Genomic DNA, 15,664 nt, shown 5'->3' on the forward strand with positions numbered 1-15,664 from the left:
GACACCACCATGGCGAGCGAGATCAATTACGACGGGGTGACCGTCACCGAGCTGTACGAGGCGTTCACCAAGCACGGCATTCCGGCCTCGGACGCCAGCGTGCTGGTCTCGTCGTGGATCTACGAGAACGTGGGCACCGCGAAGCGGGTGTTCAGCTACGCCGAGTCGTTCCCCGCCGTGGAGCCGGGTTGCGCGCCGCCACCGTTCGCCCGCACCTTCGCCCACACCGACTGGGTTGACGGGGAGGACGTGGTGCAGGCCGGGCAGACCCCGGGCGAGGAGGGCTTCAACGAGCGGTTCCACCGCATCGAGCACGACCTGGACCACCTCGGCACCGACCTGGCCAAGGCGTTCTCCTGCATGGCGGCCATGCGGGTCAGCCTGCGCCGGCTGCTCGACGAGATCCGCGCCGAGATCAACCGGCTGCACTCCACGGTGCACGAGAACAAGGTGACGCTCGGCCCGCACGCCATCGAGCAGATCCCCAACTACATCGGCGCGTTGGACTTCGGTAAGTACATGGGAACCACGATGTTCATGGACAAGAAGGTCAGCATCTGGCAGACCAAGGCCGGCACCATCGTGCTGCCCGCCGTGGAGACCCTCGGGGTGGACGTGGTCGTCGGCCCGAAGGTGCGCGGCGCTGCCCAACTCGCCCGCCACGCCGCCGAGCACGGCGACGTCCGGCAGCGTTTCCCCCGAGAGGTGAAGCTGGTGGAGTTCATCCGGTTCTTCGGCGAGGACGAGTTGGCCGACGGCCGGACGATCCGCGACGTGCTCAAGGTGCTGCCCGCCGACACCAGCTACCCGAGCCTGGACGCGATGTTCGGCGAGGTGAGCGAGCGTGAGGCAGCGATCGTCCGGACCACTGTCGGCGCCCCGTCGGCGGTCTCGGCGGCGCTCGGCATCGAGGCCGAGCTGGAGAACATCGCGGACGCCGACATCGCCATGCTCGCCGGGGTGCCGACCAAGGCTCGCGCGGCGCTGACCCGCGCCGGGATCAGCACTCTCGGCAAGCTGGCCGACGCGAATCCCGAGCAGGTGCTCGCCGTCATGAAGGAGGCCGGGGTACGCGCCGACGTCGGTGACGCCGCCGAATGGACCGGGTACGCCCAGACGCTGAGCAAGCTGCGCTGAACGGCCGGCACCGACTCCGGCGAACGGTTGATCCACGCCGCTCGCCGGGTCGGTGTGACGACACTGCGCTGGCGCGACGATCGTCCACACCCGACCGTGGAACTCCCACGGGGCGATCGGTGCGAAAGGCGCATGCATGGCTGTTCACGAGGTGACGCGGGACGATCGCACCGGGACACCCGAGACCGACACGGGGCTGCCTCCCCGGTACGCGTTACGACTGCTCGGCGGGTTCGGGTTGGAACGCGACGGACGGGTGGTGGCGGTGCCGCAGGGCGCCCGCCGACTGCTGGCCTACCTCGGCGTACGTCAGCACTGTGCCCGGTCCGAGGCCGCCGGTACGCTCTGGCCCGGCTCCCACGAGGAGCGTGCCCGTGCCAACCTGCGCACCATGCTCTGGCGGTTGCACCGGGTGACCCCCGAGCCTCTGGTGCAGGAGGACGATCGGCTGGCCCTGGCCGCCGGGGTGACCAGCGACGTGGCCATCCTGGGCGCGGCGGCCACCGCGTTCCTGGCCGGCGGGTCACCGGTGATCGGCGTCGGCCTGGGCGTGCCGGCGCTGGCGACCGGCGAGTTGCTACCCGGCTGGTACGACGACTGGGTGCTGGCCGAGCGGGAACGCCTGCGCCAGACCCGGCTGTACGCGCTGGAGGCGCTCGCCGAGCGGCTCACCACGCAGGGCCGGTACAGCGAGGCGGTGCAGGTGGCGTTGACCGCCGTGCACCTGGAGCCGCTGCGGGAGAGCGCCACCCGGGCGTTGATCGCCGTGCACCTGGCCGAGCGCAACATCAACGAGGCGGTACGGCGGTTCGAGCTGTTCCGCGCCGACCTGGGCCGGGAGTTGGGCGTGGCCCCGACACCCTGGCTGGAGCAGCTTGTCCGCGCCGGTGCCACCGGTGCTCCCGTTCCGTCTCCGTAACCGGCCCCGCTCTCTTCCCGCCCCCCGCCAGCCCCCACATTCCCGCCCCCCGCCAGCCCCCACATTCCCGCCCTCAGTGCCCACGGCCGCCACCCCCGGACACCTGTCTTTCGTCCTTTGCTCTGCACCCACGGGCGCGACACTCACGGTCTGTAGCTGGTGCATACGTGGGTGCAGAGCAAAGGATGCGCATGAGGTGAGGTGAGCGAGGCGCGGTGAGGTGGGGGCGCGGTGGGGGCGGGTGGGGCCGGTCAGTGTGTTGCGGGTGGGATGCTCTGCTCGTACTGGAAGACGTTGTGCGGGTCGTACTTGGCCTTGATCTTGCGCAGTCGAGGGAAGTTGCGTCCCCAGTAGGCGGTCTCCCACTCGGCCATGCCGATGTTCGGCACGTTGACGTAGGCGCCGTCCACGTAGGGCCGCAGCGCCTGGCTGAACTCGGCGATCCAGGTCTGGGCGATCGGGGTGACGGCGTCGCCGCTGTCGGGCTCGCCGCGGGTGCCCCAACCCGCTCCTGGCTCGGAGTAGAAGAGCGCGTCGCGGTGCGGGAAGGCCGCACCACCGAACGGCTCCTGCCGTTGCGCCCCCCTGCCGAAGGCCTGGGTAAAGAAGTTGCTGTCGGGCGAGGGCGCCTTCTCCATGAATGCCTGGATCACGCTGATCGCCTTCGCCGGGAACGGCTCGCGGGTGAACTGGGAGAAGAACTTCCAGTTCGCGGGCTCGTCCGCGGTCGGGATCTGGAAGCCGGCGTAGACGTCGCCCCAGCCGCCGATCTGCGTCGTGACCGTGGGGTCGCCGATCGACAGGATCGGTGCCAGCAGTTTCCTGGCCTCTGCCTCCGACCCCTCCGCCAGCACTGCAAACAGCAGGATCTCGGTCGGGTGGACCTCGATCTGGGTGCCGAGGCGGGGGTCGGTGAAGGGCGCGACGCGCTGCCAGGCGTCGAAGACCTCGTGCAGATCGCCGAGACCGGGCCAGGTCACCTGCAGGTAGGCGACGCTGGTGAGCGGGGCGACCTTGTAGGTCAGGGAGGTGACGATCCCGAAGTTTCCGTTGCCCGCCCCACGCAGCGCCCAGAGCAGGTCCGGGTGGTTCCACGGGTCCACCTCGAGCACCTTCGCGCCGTCCGCGCCCGCCGCCACGACGATCTCCGCGCCGATCAGGTTGTCGCAGGCCATCCCGAGGTAGCGGGTGAGGAAGCCGAAGCCGCCGCCGAGGGTCGCCCCGGACAGGCCCACCGTCCCCTCCGTGCCGGTCGTCGCCGCCAAGTTGTGCTCCCCGAGGGCGGTCACCGCCTCCGACTGGTTGAGCCCCGCGCCGACCTTCGCGATGCGGGTGGCGGTGTCGATGTGGACGTCCTTCAGCTCGCTGACGTCGATCACGATGCCGTTGTCGACGTTCGACCAGCCTTCCAGGCTGTGCCGGCCACTGCGTACGCGCAGCGCGACGTCGTGCTGCCGCGCCCAGGTGAGGGCGTTGACCACGTCCCGGGTCTCCTGGGCGAAGACGATGACCAGCGGATAGCGCACGAACAACTCGTCCCAGCCGAGGCTCGCGTCCGCGTAGTCGGGGCTCTGCGGGCGGACGATACGGCCGGTCAGCTCGGCCGCTGGGAACTTCGTGTCGGAGGGCCACCCGGGACCGTCGGCGGCGATTGCCGAGCTGCCGGCGATGACGCTCGGGAGTGCGACCGCTCCGGCGCCGACGGCCGTCGCCCTGAGCAGATCACGACGGGAAAGATCGCGCATGGTCCGAATCCTCTCGATTGGTGACGCGCCCGAAAGGTAGACCGAGAGGGGACTTACCTCTCATCAGGCGCAAACCAACCGTAAAGCCCGAGGCGTTCTCGCAGATCCGAGAACTTGTCACGGAACCCGGTCGGGTGATGCGACCGCCGTCAGTTCGGGGCAGGCACGTCCAGGATGGCGCTGAAACGCTCCTCGGCAAGGTCGAGCTGCCCGAAGATGTGCCGCTTCACCGCTGGCGACAGCGGGGTGTCCGGTCGGCCGATCAGGTCCCGGAAGAGCGGCACCAGCGGCCGGTACTTCCGGGCCGACGAGACGACCTTCGGCCCGACCGTGTGGATCACCCCCACACCGTTGTCGGTGAAGTCCGATACCTTGATCACCCGAGCCCAGGGCTCCCGGTCCAGGCTGACCGCCAGGTGCTCCCGGTACTGCGTGTTGCGGTCCTGCTCGGGGTCGTACACCGGGTTGGTGACGGCGGCGACCAGGGTGGCCACCCGCGGCCCGAACCGTGCGGCGAGCGCACTCAACGCGGCCTCGGTCGGGTCGGCCCCCGGGTCACCGACGGCCAACTCGGACGGGTGGTCCTCGACCGCGTCGTGCAGCAGACCGGCGACGATCACGTCAACGTCGCGCACCTGGTAGTGGTGCATCAACCGGATCGCCACCCGCAACAGGTGGTTCAGGTACGGCTCACGGACGCGTCGGTCGTCGCGGTGCAGGTCGGCGGCGAGATCGAGCGCGGCGGTCAACCGCGCCCGGGCGGCGTCGTCGAACTGCTGGACCTCCAACCGGAAGCGCTCCAGCAGGCCCGGTTCGCCGTGGATCTCGGTGATCGCGTGCATCGGCATGCTGCCCAGGTGCGGAGGGAAGTCCATGCGTCACTTATAGCCGATCTTCCCCACATCGATGAGCCCGTACGTCGTCGACCCGACCACGAGTTCCCGCCCGGACCGGGTGGTCAGACCGGTAGCCGGTCGGCGCCGGCGAGCGGTCCCACCAGGAGGGGGACCAGCGGGGCCGGGAGGACCGGGTCGCGGCGCAGGGTCGGCGTCCAGCCCGCGTCGGCGGCGAGGTCGGGGTCGTGGGTCGCGTTGTACGCCGCCAGCACGTCGACCGGCCGCGCCGGCCCGTCGCCCTGACGCACCCAGGAGCCGCGCTCGGTCAACGCCGTGCCGCCCCAGTCGTAGAGCAGGTCGGCCGGGTCGACCGACGCGTCCAGCGAGAAGAAGTTGTTCTGCGCGTAGATCGCCGACTGCACGCCGACGCCGAGCGCGTACTGGAAGTCGTCCCCACCGAGCCGGTAGTGGTTGTTGTAGACGTCGACCTGCCCGAAGCGCACCCTCGGCAGCCGTTGCAGGACGCCGTCGAAGAGGTTGTGGTGCAGTGTGACCTTCAGCCGCCCCACGTCCGGGCCGACAGTGTTGGACGAGCCGATCAGCAGCAGCTTGTCCCGGCCGGTGAAACGGTTCCACGACGCGGTGACCAGGCTGGCCGTGTGCGTGATGTCCAGCGAGCCCGTCGTGCACCTGGTACGGCCGACCGAAGTGGATGGGCTGGGCGCTGTCCGGGTTGTCGCCGTCGGTGAAGGTGATGTGGTCGACCCAGACGTTCTCGCTGCGGCGTACCGAGATCTGGTCGTACTGGCTGTTCCAGTTGCCGGCCTCACCGTCGGTCGGTGACCAGGCGGGGAAGCAGTCCCGGGCGTCGACGAGGGTCAGGTTGCGGACGATCACGTTCGACGCCCGGTCGATCATCAGCGTCAGTCCGGTCAACCGCGCGCCGCGCAGCCCGACGATCGTGGTGTTCGGGCCGACGTTGATCTGGGTTTGCCGGGTCTGGTTGGCCACCGAACGCACCCGGGCCTCCTCCAGCGGACCGCTCGGGGCGACCCGCCCCCACACCGCCGGGTCGTAGGCCTCCAGATAGGCATCCAACCGGTACGCCGGGTCGGCCAGGTCGGCGCAGCTCAGCGGAGCGCCGTCGGGCCCTTCGAAACCGTCGATGACGCCGTCGACGTAGACGAGCTTCGGCGTCGCGTCGGTGGCGTTGCCGGCGTTGTCGCCGCCCAGCGCGGCGACCAGCTCGGCCCGGCTGCGCACCACTGTGGTCCGCTCCGGGGTCGCCGCCGAACCGCCGGTGGTGCCGGCGCCCTCGGCCGCCCAGCCGTCCCGCGCGGGCAGCGCCTGCCGACCGAGTTGGCGGGCCGACCAGGAGAGTCGGTCGTCCGGGCGGGCAGCGGCGGCGGCCGGGGCGGCACCGAGCAGAAGGGCGACGACTGTCGCGCCGGTGAGGACTCTGCGCATGACTCTCTCCATTCACTGGAGGTGGGGGTGCGGGTTCGTTGTCCGGCTATCTCGTCAACTCGGCGCGGTACGCGGCGACCGCCCAGGGCACCGCCAGCTCACTCGGGAGCGCCCCCCGCTCGGCCGCCCGACGCAGCACGTCGACCACGCCCCGCAGGTGACGGACCCGTTCCCCGCCCTCGCCGACGGTGGTCACCAGGTCACCGTCGAGCAGCCGGGGCTCCGGGGCGGCCCGCAACGCGTCCAGCAGCGCGGTGAACGGCGCGGTACGGGCCAGCGGCGCGATCAGCGGCACCCCGGCCGGGTCGGCCCGGTGCGCGAGCAGGTTCTCCAGCAGTCCCGACCGCCCCGGCACCCGGCGGGTCACCACGTCCCCGGGCAGCCGCAACCGGTCCGTCGGGTACTCCAGCACCGCCCGCCCGGCCGTCCCGGTCACCACGACCTCGCCCGCCACGAACTCCTCGGCGGCCAGGGTCACCGCCGCCAGCACCGGCGGGCCGGCACGGAACAGGACCCGCAGCACCGCGGTGTCCTCCACCTCGATCGGGCGGACCCGGTAACGCTCCACCTCGATCGCCACCGGCCAGGGCGTCGCCCCGCCGAGCGCCTCGGCGACGGCCAGGCACTGCATCACCGCGTGCGCGAGCGGGTTGGCCAGCGCGCCGTCCAGCACCGGTCGGCCGTCGAGCGTGCGACGACCGGCCCAGGGGGAGCGGGCGTAGTAGGCGTCCGGCCGCTGCCACGCGGCCACCGTGGCGACGCCGGTGACGGTGCCCAGTCGGCCGGCGGCCAGCGCGTCGGTCAGCGCGGTGAGAGCCGCCGAACCCAGCGCCTGGAAGCCGACCTGGGCGACCCGTCCGGCGGCGGCGAGAGCCCAGGTCAGCTCCTCGTGTTCGGCCAGCGACAGCACCGGAGGCTTCTCCAGCAGCAGGTCCGCGCCGGTGGCCAGGGCGTCGCGGGCGATCGCCAGGTGGGTGTGCGGCGGCGTGCAGATCACCACCACGTCCGGCCGGGTGGCGGCGAGCATCGCCCGGTGGTCGGTGAACACCTGGACGCCGGGGGGCACCGGCGCCGCCGGGTCGTCCTCCACCGGCCGGACGTCGACCAGGGCGACCAGTCGCAGCCGGCCGTCGGCGTGCAGCGGCGCGATCACCCGCCGATGCCACCGGCCGTGCCCGTTCGCCCCGATCACCGCCACCCGCGGCGGCGGCGTCCCCCCGTTCACCACCCACCGGCCAGTGTCGGCCCGCTCACCGGGCACCGGCCACTGTGGCCTCGACGCCGTGCCGTTCCAGCGCCGTCAACCAGGCGACCACGTCGGCGCGGACCTCGTCGTCCTCGGCGACCTCCACCGGGATGACCTCACGCAGCGCGAAGAGCGCGTCGACAGCGCCCGCGGGGCTCTGCCGACCGGCGTCGAGTGCCGCGCGGATCGGCCCGGCGAGGGGGTCCTGGAACGGCAACGGCTGGCCGTCGTCGGCGTACCCCAACGCGAAGCGTAACCAGGACGCCACGACCAGCGCGCCCCAGCGCGCGGACCGACCGGTCGCGCGCAGGTCGGCGATGGTGTGCAGGACGCGCTGCGGCAGCTTCTGCGAGCCGTCCATCGCCACCTGGAGGGTGCGGTGGCGGATCGCCGGGTTACCGAACCGGGCGAGGACCTGCTCGCCGTAGTCGACCACCCGGACCCCGTCCGGTGGGGTGAAGCTGGCGGCGACGTCCTCGGCGATCAACCGGCGCAGCACGTCGCCCAGGTGCGGGATCTCCAGCGCCTCGGCGACGGTCTCCCGACCGGCCAGCGCACCCAGGTACGCGGTGGCCGAGTGGACGCCGTTGAGGGCGCGCAACTTCAACCGCTCCCACGGGCCGGCGTCGTCGGTGAGCACCGCCCCGGCGTGCTCCCAGCCCGGCCGGCCACCGGGGAAGTCGTCCTCGATGACCCACTGGGCGTACGGTTCGGCGGCGACCGCCGCAAGGTCGGTGACGCCGAGCGCCCGGCGTACCGCCTCGATGGTCTCCGGGGTGCTGGCCGGGACGATCCGGTCCACCATGGTGCCCGGGCAGGAGACGTTGGCGGCCACCCAGTCGACCAGCCCGGTCGGCACCCCGACGGCACGACCGACCGTCTGGTCGAGCATGCCCCGCAGCCGCCGGCCGTTGGCCGGCAGGTTGTCGCAGCTCACCAGCGCCACCGGCCCGGCGTCCGCGGCGGCCCGTGCGGCCAGCCCGCGCAGCAGCAGCCCCGGCACCGTGCTCGGCGGACGGCCGCCGGCCAGGTCCGCGGCGAGCGCCGAGTCCGGCGACAGGTGGCCGGTCACCGGGTCGAGTTGGTACGCCTTCTCGGTGACGGTCAGGGTCACCACGCGCACCGCCGGGTCGGCGAGCAACGCCACCACGGCGTCCGGGTCGCTGGCCGCGTGCCGGACGCCGCTCAGCGCCCCCACCACCCGGGTGGCGCTGCCGGTCGCGGAGAGGGCGCTGACGGTGAACAGGTTGTCCTGGGCGGTGAGCGCCTCGACCACTGCGGTGCTGCGCGGCGCGACGGCCACGATGCCCCAGTCGCCGCCGGCCGCGCCGACCGCCGCCTCGGTGAAGACCGCCTGGTGGGCGCGGTGGAACGCGCCCAACCCCAGGTGTACGACGCCAGTGGGCACCGTCCCCGGCCGGATCAGGGGGCGGGCCTCGACGGGCAGGTGGCGCACCATGCCCAGGCCGAGCCGGGACGCGCCGACGGTCACCGCCACGCCGGACCGTCCGGGAAGCGGAACTCGGCGATCGACGCCGGTTTCATGGTGGCGCTGTAACCGGGCCGCTCGGGCAGGAGGTAACGGCCACCGCGGGTACGCACCGGGTCGACGAAGTGCTCGTGCAGGTGGTCGACGTACTCGATCATCCGACCGTCGAGCGCGGTGCCCACTCGCAGGTAGTCGAAGATCGCCAGGTGTTGGACGTACTCGCAGAGGCCGACCCCACCGGCGTGCGGGCAGACCGGCACCCCGAACTTCGCCGCCAGCAGCAGCTCGGCCAGGACCTCGTTGACACCGCCGACCCGGCACGCGTCGATCTGCATCACGCCGATCGCCTCGGCCTGCAACAACTGCTTGAAGATCACCCGGTTGGCGGCCACCTCACCGGTGGCGACCCGGCACCGGCCGCCGGTCAGTTCGGTCACCGCCCGGGCGATCCGGGCGTGACCGAGGATGTCGTCGGCGTGGGTGGGCTCCTCGATCCAGTACGGGTCGACCTCCGCGAGGGTGGCCATCGCGGTGATCGCCTCGTCGACGTCCCAGACCTGGTTGGCGTCCATCATCAGCAGCGCGTCCGGGCCGATCTCCTCCCGGATGATCCGGGCCCGCCGCAGATCGTCGGCGAGCGGGCCGCCGACCTTCATCTTCATCGCACGCCAACCGTCGTCGTACGCCTGCCGGGTCAGTGCCCGCACCTTGTCGTCCGGGTAGCCGAGCCAGCCGACCGAGGTGGTGTACGAAGCAAAGCCGCTCTGCTTGAGTTCCGCGAGCCGGCCATCCCCTCCGATTAATCCCTTGTCGAGGATCGCCGCCGCGTCGTCCGGGGTGAGCGCGTCGCTGATGTGCTTGAAGTCGACGCTGGCGACGAGGTCGTCGGTGGGCAGTTCGGCGAGGAACCGCCACATCGGCTTGCCGGCCAGTGTGGCCCGCAGGTCCCACACCGCGTTGACCAGCGCCCCGGTCGCCATGTGGATGACGCCCTTCTCCGGGCCCAGCCAGCGCAGCTGCACGTCGGCGCTGAGCGAGCGCCAGAACGCCACCGGCTCGGCCACGATCTCCTCGACAGTGCGTCCCCGTACGTGGTGGGCCAGCGCGCGGACCGCCGCGCAGGTGATCTCGTTGCCCCGGCCGTTGGTGAAGGTGAAGCCCGCGCCGGTGGCCCCGACGTCGGTGCCCAACTCCACGTACGTCGCCGAGTAGTCGCCCCGGTTGATCGCGTCGGAGCCGTCGCCCCGCGCGGCGGTCGGGAACCGCACGTCGTGCACCTCGACGGAGGTGATGGTGGTGGTCACTGGTCCACGCCTCCGAACTTGAAGACCCGCCTGGGCAGCCGGTACGCCAGGTCGACGATGGTCTCGGCCGCCTCGTCCATCGGCAGCCGATGCTCGGCGACCAGCCGGGCCAGGAAGCCGGCGTCGACCCGGCGGGCCACGTCGTGGCGTACCGGGATGGAGCAGAACGCCCGGGTGTCGTCGACGAACCCGGTGGTGTTGTAGAAGCCGGCGCTCTCGGTGACCGCCTCCCGGAACCGGCGCAGCACCTCCGGGGAGTCCAGGAACCACCAGGGCGCGCCGAGCAGCAGCGCGGCGTACCCGCCGGCGAGGGGTGCCAGCTCGCGGGTGAAGGTGTCCTCGTCCAGGGTGTAGAGCACGACCCGCAGCCGGGGGTCGTTGCCGTAGCGCTCCAGCAGCGGGGCGAGCGCGTGCACGTACTCGGTGGCCTGCGGGACGTCGCCGCCGACGTCGCGGCCGTGCCGGGCGTGCAGCCAGCGGTTGTGGTTGCGTACCGCGCCGGGGTGCAGCTGCATGACCAGGCCGTCGTCGAGCGACATCCGGGCGAACTCCATGAGCATGTGCGCGCGGAACGCCTCGGCGTCGGCGGCGTCGGCCTGGCCGCGCCGACCCCGGTCGTACAGCCGCTCGGCCTCCTCCGGCGTCAGGTCCAGGGTGCGCGCGGTGGGGTGTCCGTGGTCGGAGGATGTCGCGCCGGCGGCGATGAACGCCGCCCGTCGGGCCCGCAGCGCGGCCAGGTAGCCGGCGTACGTGCCGGTGTCCTCGCCGGCCCGCTCACCGAGCCGCTCCACGTTGGTCGACCAGCCCTCGAACTCCATGTCCACCACGTCGTCCGGGCGGAAGGTGGTGACCACCCGGCCGCCCGGCCCGCCCCAGCCGTCGGCGGCGAGCTTGGCGTGCTGGCCGAGGTCGTCCAGCGGAGACTCGGTGGTCGCGAGGACCTCGATGTGGAACCGCTCGAACAGCGCCCGGGGCCGGAAGTCCGGCTCGGCGAGCCGGGCCGCGATCTCGTCGTAGAGGGTGTCGGCGGTGGCCGGGCCGAGCGGGGTGTGCACACCGAACACGGTGCGGAAGGTCTGCTCCAGCCAGAGCCGCGACGGGGTGCCCCGGAACAGGTGCCAGTGCGCGGCGAAACGTCGCCAGATCACCCGCCCGTCGGTCTCCACCGGGCTGCCGTCGCGGGTGGGCACACCGAGGTCCGACGGGGGTACGCCCTGGCTGAGTAGCATCCGGGTCAGATAGTGGTCGGGCACGATGAGCAGCTGCGCCGGGTCGGGGAAGGGCCGGTCCTCGGCGAGCAGGGCCGGGTCGACGTGCCCGTGCGGCGAGATGATGGGTTGTTCCGCCGCGAGGGCGTACAGCTCCCGGGCCAGCGCGCGCTGGCCCGGTTCGGGCGGCAGGAGCAGGTCGGTGTGGTCGAACGTCGGCACGGGGATGGGCTCCTCGTCTCCTGGTCAGCGGGGGGTGAGCAGGTCGGCGACCCGGACCGGTCGACCGGTCTCGAAGGACCGGTTGGCCGCCAGGCCGGTGAGCAGGGCCAACGCGCCGTCGTCGGCGGTCGCGGCGCGCTCCAGCGGGTCGGGTTGCCCGCCGAAGAGCACACCTGTCATCCGGGCATCCGCGCCGCCGTGGCCGTGCCGGCTGCGCCTCTCCACGGGGATCTGCCGGGGCGGTTGCCAGAACGGGCGCACAGTCAGGGTCGCGCCACCGCCCTCGGGCGGGGCTTCGACACCGTGCAGGGCGGCGCCCTTGACCGCGCCGGCGGTGCCGCGGTCGACGAAGTCGTTCTCGGTGACCTCCAGCTCCAGCCGGCCCCGGCTGCCGTTGACCATCACCCGGTAACCCTCCCAGGGGGCGTACGCGGTGAGGTGGTAGGTCATCGTGGCGCCGGTGGAGTAGCGGGCCAGCACTGCCATGTCGTCCTCGATGCTGACGCCGGGGGCGAAGACGTTGCGGTCGCGCTGGTAGCCGTCCTCGGCCTCGGCGTCGAGGTACAACTCGCGCAGCCGGGGGTGCGCGTCGAGTCGCAGGGCGAACGGGTCGTCGGCGGCGGCGGGGGAGCCGTACGCCCGGTCGTAGTCACGGGCGTAGCCGTGCCGGCGGCCGTCCTCGCCGTAGAAGAAGAGCCGTCCGGCCGCGTACACCTCGACGGGCGTGGCGGCCAGCCACCAGTTGACCAGGTCGAAGTGGTGGCTGGCCTTGTGCACCATCAGCCCGCCGGAGCTGGCCTTGTCGCGGTGCCAGCGGCGGAAGTAGTCGGCGCCGTGGCGCACGTCGAGCAGCCACTCGAAGTGCACCGAGCCGATCTCGCCGACCGCGCCCTCGGCGAGCAGCCGGCGGACCTGCTCGTGCAGTGGGTTGTAGCGGTAGTTGAACGCGACGGTCACCCGACCACCGGTCTCGGTCACCGTGTCCAGGATGCGCCGGCAGCGCGGCACGTCCACCGTCATCGGCTTCTCGGTGACGACCTGCCGGCCGGCGCGTAACGCGGCCACCACGTACTCGTCGTGGGTGACGTCGACGCTGGTGACCAGGACGACGTCGACGCGTTCGGCGTCCAGCATGGCCGCGAAGTCACCGGCCGGGTAGGTGGGCACCGGACGGTGACCCAGCTCGGCCAACCAGCGGTTGTGCGCGTCCATCCGGGCCTGGTTGACGTCGGCGAAGGCGACCAACTCGGTGGTGTCGGCGTGGTCGAGCACCAGGGCGCGGACGAACATCTCCGCTCGCGCGCCGGTGCCCACGACGGCGTACCGGACCCGGCCGTCGGCTCTCGGTGACATGCGGTCGCCCCCCCGGTGATCCTGCAAAGGTTTGCAGTGAAGTAATCACGATCGATGTGATCGCGTCAACGGCGACGATACAAACGGCGGTGAATGTCCGTGTTTGCGAGGCGTTAGTTCACCAAGGGGAGTCTGGATGCAACAAAGCTGTAGCCATTGACCGTTGACACTGACGCAACCGTTTGCATTAATGGGCCACACCCACGTGACCGCCACCACATCGGACGAAGGGGCCGCCGTGCCAGTCACCATCCGGGACGTCGCCCGGGCGTCCGGTGTGCACATCTCCACCGTGTCCCGCACCTTCTCCGCTCCGCACCTGGTCAACCCGGAGACCCGGGTCCGGGTGCTGGCCTGCGCGGAGGACCTGGGCTACCGGCCGAACCGGGCCGCGAGGGCACTGATCACCGGGCGTACGCACAACATCGGGCTGATCATCGCGGACATCGCGAACCCGTTCTTCCCGCCGCTGATCAAGGCGGCGGAGAGTCAGGCCCGGCACCGCGACTACCACGTGTTCGTGGCCGACACCAACGAGGACCCGACCGCGGAGGAGGAACTGGTCCACGCGTTGGCCAAGCAGGTCGACGGTGTGCTGCTGTGCAGTCCACGGATGAGCAACAGCCTGATCGAGCAGCTCAGCCGTGAGGTGCCGTTGGTGGTGGTGAACCGCCAGGTGACCGGCCTGCCCTGCGTGCTGATGGACGTCGGGCAGGGTGCCCGGTCGGCGATCGAGCACCTGGTCGGCCTGGGACACCGCAGCATCGCGTTGCTCGGCGGCCCGCGCAGCTCGTGGACCAACCGGGAGATGCGCCGGGCCGCCGGCGCGGCCGCCCGGGCGGGCGGCGCGGAACTGACAGTGCTCGGCCCGAACGCGCCCACCGAGACCGGCGGATCCGCCGCCGCCGAGCAGGTGCGGCGCAGCGGTGTGTCGGCCGTGCTCGCCTACAACGACCTGATGGCGATCGGCCTCATCGAAGGGCTGGACGCGCTCGGGGTCCGGGTGCCGCAGGAGGTGAGCGTCGTCGGGGTCGACGACATCACCCTGAGTCGGCTCACCCGACCCAAACTGACGACGGTGGCCACACCCACCGGGGCCGCCGGCCGGACGGCCGTCGACATGCTGCTGCAACAGGACACCGAGTCACCGCGCGGCGCGCGAGGGCTGGGTGCCGGCACGGCGCTCGGCGTCCGTCGTACCACCGCACAGGTAATGCTCCAGACCGACCTGGTCATCCGCGACTCGACCGGCCCGGGCCCGCACGCCCGACCGGCACGTCCCCTGGCCGCGCCGCAGGGCCCGGACCCGCATTGCCCTGCGGGCCCGGGCATCCCGACCGCGGCCACCGGTGACGCCGTCGCCTCCTAATGCCGAGGAGTGAGCGCACATGCACCCCGCAACGCCCCCCACCACTGACGCGCCCGTCGGGCGCGCTCACCGTACCGCGCTGCCTCGGCGGCGCCTGCTGCGTGGCCTGCTCGCCGTGACGGTCGCCGCGCCGCTGATGTTCGGCGCTGCCGCCTGCGGCGGAGACGACGAGCCCTCCGCCGATCCGAACGCCCCGGTCAAGCTCTCCATCTTCTGGTGGGGAGGTGATGCCCGGGCCAAGCTGACCGAGGACGCGCTGGCTCTCTACACCAAGAAACACCCGAACGTGACCTTCGAGAAGACCTGGCAGGCCAACCAGGGCTACTTCGACAAGCTGGCCACGCTCACCGCCGGCGGCAACCCGCCGGACCTGTTCCAGATCGACGACAACTACCTGGCCGAGTACGCGGCCCGCAACACCACGCTGGACCTGACCTCGTACCAGAAGTCCGGCAAGCTGGACACCTCGAAGTTCCCCGAGAGCCTCTGGCAGTACGGCGTTGTCGACGGCAAGTTCGCCGGCCTGGCCGCCGGGGAGAACACCCAGGGTCTGGTCTACAACAAGACGCTGCTGACCAAGAACAACCTGCCCGAGCCGACCACCGGGATGACCTGGGAGCAGCACATCGCCTGGGCCGAGGAGGTGTCGAAGAAGACCGGTGTGCCCGGCACCCAGGACCCGAGCGCCGACTACAAGGCCCTCTGGGTCTGGCTGCGGCAGCAGGGCAAGGACCTCTACAAGGGCAAGGAGCTGGGCTTCACCGCCGAGGACGTGACCAAGTGGTTCGACCTGTGGAAGGGCGCCCGGGACCGCAAGGCCACCCCGACCGCCGACGTGATCCACGAGGGCAACTCCAGCGACGTCACCAAGCAGTTGGTGGTCACCGGCAAGTCGGCGACCTCCTGGGTCTGGGCCAACCAGATGCCGGACCTGAAGAAGAACACTAAGGACGAGCTGGGCGTGATCGCCTACCCCGGTGACCCCAGCGCGCAGTGGGCCCGGGCCTCGATGTACTGGTCGGTGTTCAAGGGCAGTAAGAACAAGGACGTCGCAGTCGACGTGATCAACTTCCTGAACAACGACATGGAGGCCGTCAAGCTGCTCGGTACCGACCGAGGCCTGCCGTCCAACCTGGACCTGCGCCGGGTGGTCAGCGACGACACCACCGACCCGGCCATGAAGCAGTCCATCGCCGTGGAGGCGGAGCTGACCCAGAAGTTCGGCAAGTCGCCGCAGGTGCCGATCAAGGGACACAGCAAGGTCAAGTCGGAGCTGATCAAGGCGGCCGAGAACGCGCAGTACGGCCGGGCCACCCCCGCCGAGGCCGCCGCCCAGTTCGTCGAGGCGTGCAAGTCCGCCATCGCCTGA

Annotated in this window: 11 protein-coding genes and 1 pseudogene; 4 read left to right on the plus strand and 8 right to left on the minus strand. The window is 71.5% G+C overall.

Annotated elements, in window-relative coordinates; all coding sequences use genetic code 11:
• Positions 1–9 precede the first annotated feature (9 nt).
• Both FHU34_RS16090 and FHU34_RS16095 read left to right on the plus strand, forming a co-directional pair.
• Positions 10–1,137: a hypothetical protein gene (locus FHU34_RS16090; RefSeq protein ID WP_145781294.1), complete on the plus strand. Its 1,128-nt coding sequence runs from the start codon at positions 10–12 to the stop codon at positions 1,135–1,137.
• Positions 1,138–1,273: 136 nt separating this feature from the next.
• Positions 1,274–2,056: an AfsR/SARP family transcriptional regulator gene (locus tag FHU34_RS16095; protein ID WP_145781296.1), complete on the plus strand. Its 783-nt coding sequence runs from the start codon at positions 1,274–1,276 to the stop codon at positions 2,054–2,056.
• 251 nt (positions 2,057–2,307) lie between these two features.
• Here FHU34_RS16095 and FHU34_RS16100 read toward each other — a convergent pair whose 3' ends face one another.
• The 8 genes and pseudogenes from FHU34_RS16100 to FHU34_RS16135 form a co-directional block, all read right to left on the minus strand.
• Positions 2,308–3,801 carry an FAD-binding oxidoreductase gene (locus FHU34_RS16100; protein WP_145781299.1) on the minus strand — a complete coding sequence of 498 codons (1,494 nt, stop codon included), beginning with the start codon at positions 3,799–3,801 and terminating at the stop codon, positions 2,308–2,310.
• A 149-nt stretch (positions 3,802–3,950) separates the two neighbouring features.
• Positions 3,951–4,676, minus strand: a complete 726-nt coding sequence (locus FHU34_RS16105) for an HD domain-containing protein (RefSeq protein ID WP_145781302.1) — start codon at positions 4,674–4,676, stop codon at positions 3,951–3,953.
• Positions 4,677–4,759: 83 nt separating this feature from the next.
• Positions 4,760–6,104 (minus strand): annotated as a pseudogene (locus FHU34_RS34245) (pectate lyase family protein).
• Positions 6,105–6,150: 46 nt separating this feature from the next.
• On the minus strand, positions 6,151–7,329 hold the full coding sequence (locus FHU34_RS16115) for a Gfo/Idh/MocA family protein (protein WP_145785618.1): 1,179 nt from the start codon (positions 7,327–7,329) through the stop codon (positions 6,151–6,153).
• A gap of 25 nt (positions 7,330–7,354) precedes the next feature.
• Positions 7,355–8,848, minus strand: coding sequence for a mannitol dehydrogenase family protein (locus tag FHU34_RS16120; protein ID WP_244311699.1), 1,494 nt, complete (start codon positions 8,846–8,848; stop codon positions 7,355–7,357).
• Entirely contained in the window at positions 8,839–10,143 is a 1,305-nt protein-coding gene (locus FHU34_RS16125; RefSeq protein WP_145781305.1) for an enolase C-terminal domain-like protein, read from the minus strand. Before FHU34_RS16125 ends, FHU34_RS16120 begins: the two co-directional genes overlap by 10 nt.
• Positions 10,140–11,573 (minus strand): glucuronate isomerase, encoded by a 1,434-nt coding sequence (uxaC, locus tag FHU34_RS16130; RefSeq protein WP_145781307.1) that lies wholly within the window; start codon positions 11,571–11,573, stop codon positions 10,140–10,142. The genes FHU34_RS16125 and uxaC overlap by 4 nt, the downstream gene beginning before the upstream one ends.
• A 24-nt stretch (positions 11,574–11,597) precedes the next feature.
• Positions 11,598–12,926 carry a Gfo/Idh/MocA family protein gene (locus FHU34_RS16135; protein ID WP_145781311.1) on the minus strand — a complete coding sequence of 443 codons (1,329 nt, stop codon included), beginning with the start codon at positions 12,924–12,926 and terminating at the stop codon, positions 11,598–11,600.
• Positions 12,927–13,164: 238 nt separating this feature from the next.
• On the opposite strand from FHU34_RS16135, the gene FHU34_RS16140 reads away from it, so the two are divergent.
• Complete coding sequence (locus FHU34_RS16140; protein ID WP_145781314.1) at positions 13,165–14,295, plus strand: LacI family DNA-binding transcriptional regulator; 1,131 nt, start codon at positions 13,165–13,167, stop codon at positions 14,293–14,295.
• Positions 14,296–14,314: 19 nt separating this feature from the next.
• A complete protein-coding gene (locus tag FHU34_RS16145) occupies positions 14,315–15,664 on the plus strand; it encodes an ABC transporter substrate-binding protein (RefSeq protein ID WP_145781316.1) in 1,350 nt (449 codons plus the stop codon).

This window comes from Micromonospora taraxaci (genome assembly GCF_007830095.1).
GTDB classification, from domain to species: domain Bacteria; phylum Actinomycetota; class Actinomycetes; order Mycobacteriales; family Micromonosporaceae; genus Micromonospora; species Micromonospora taraxaci.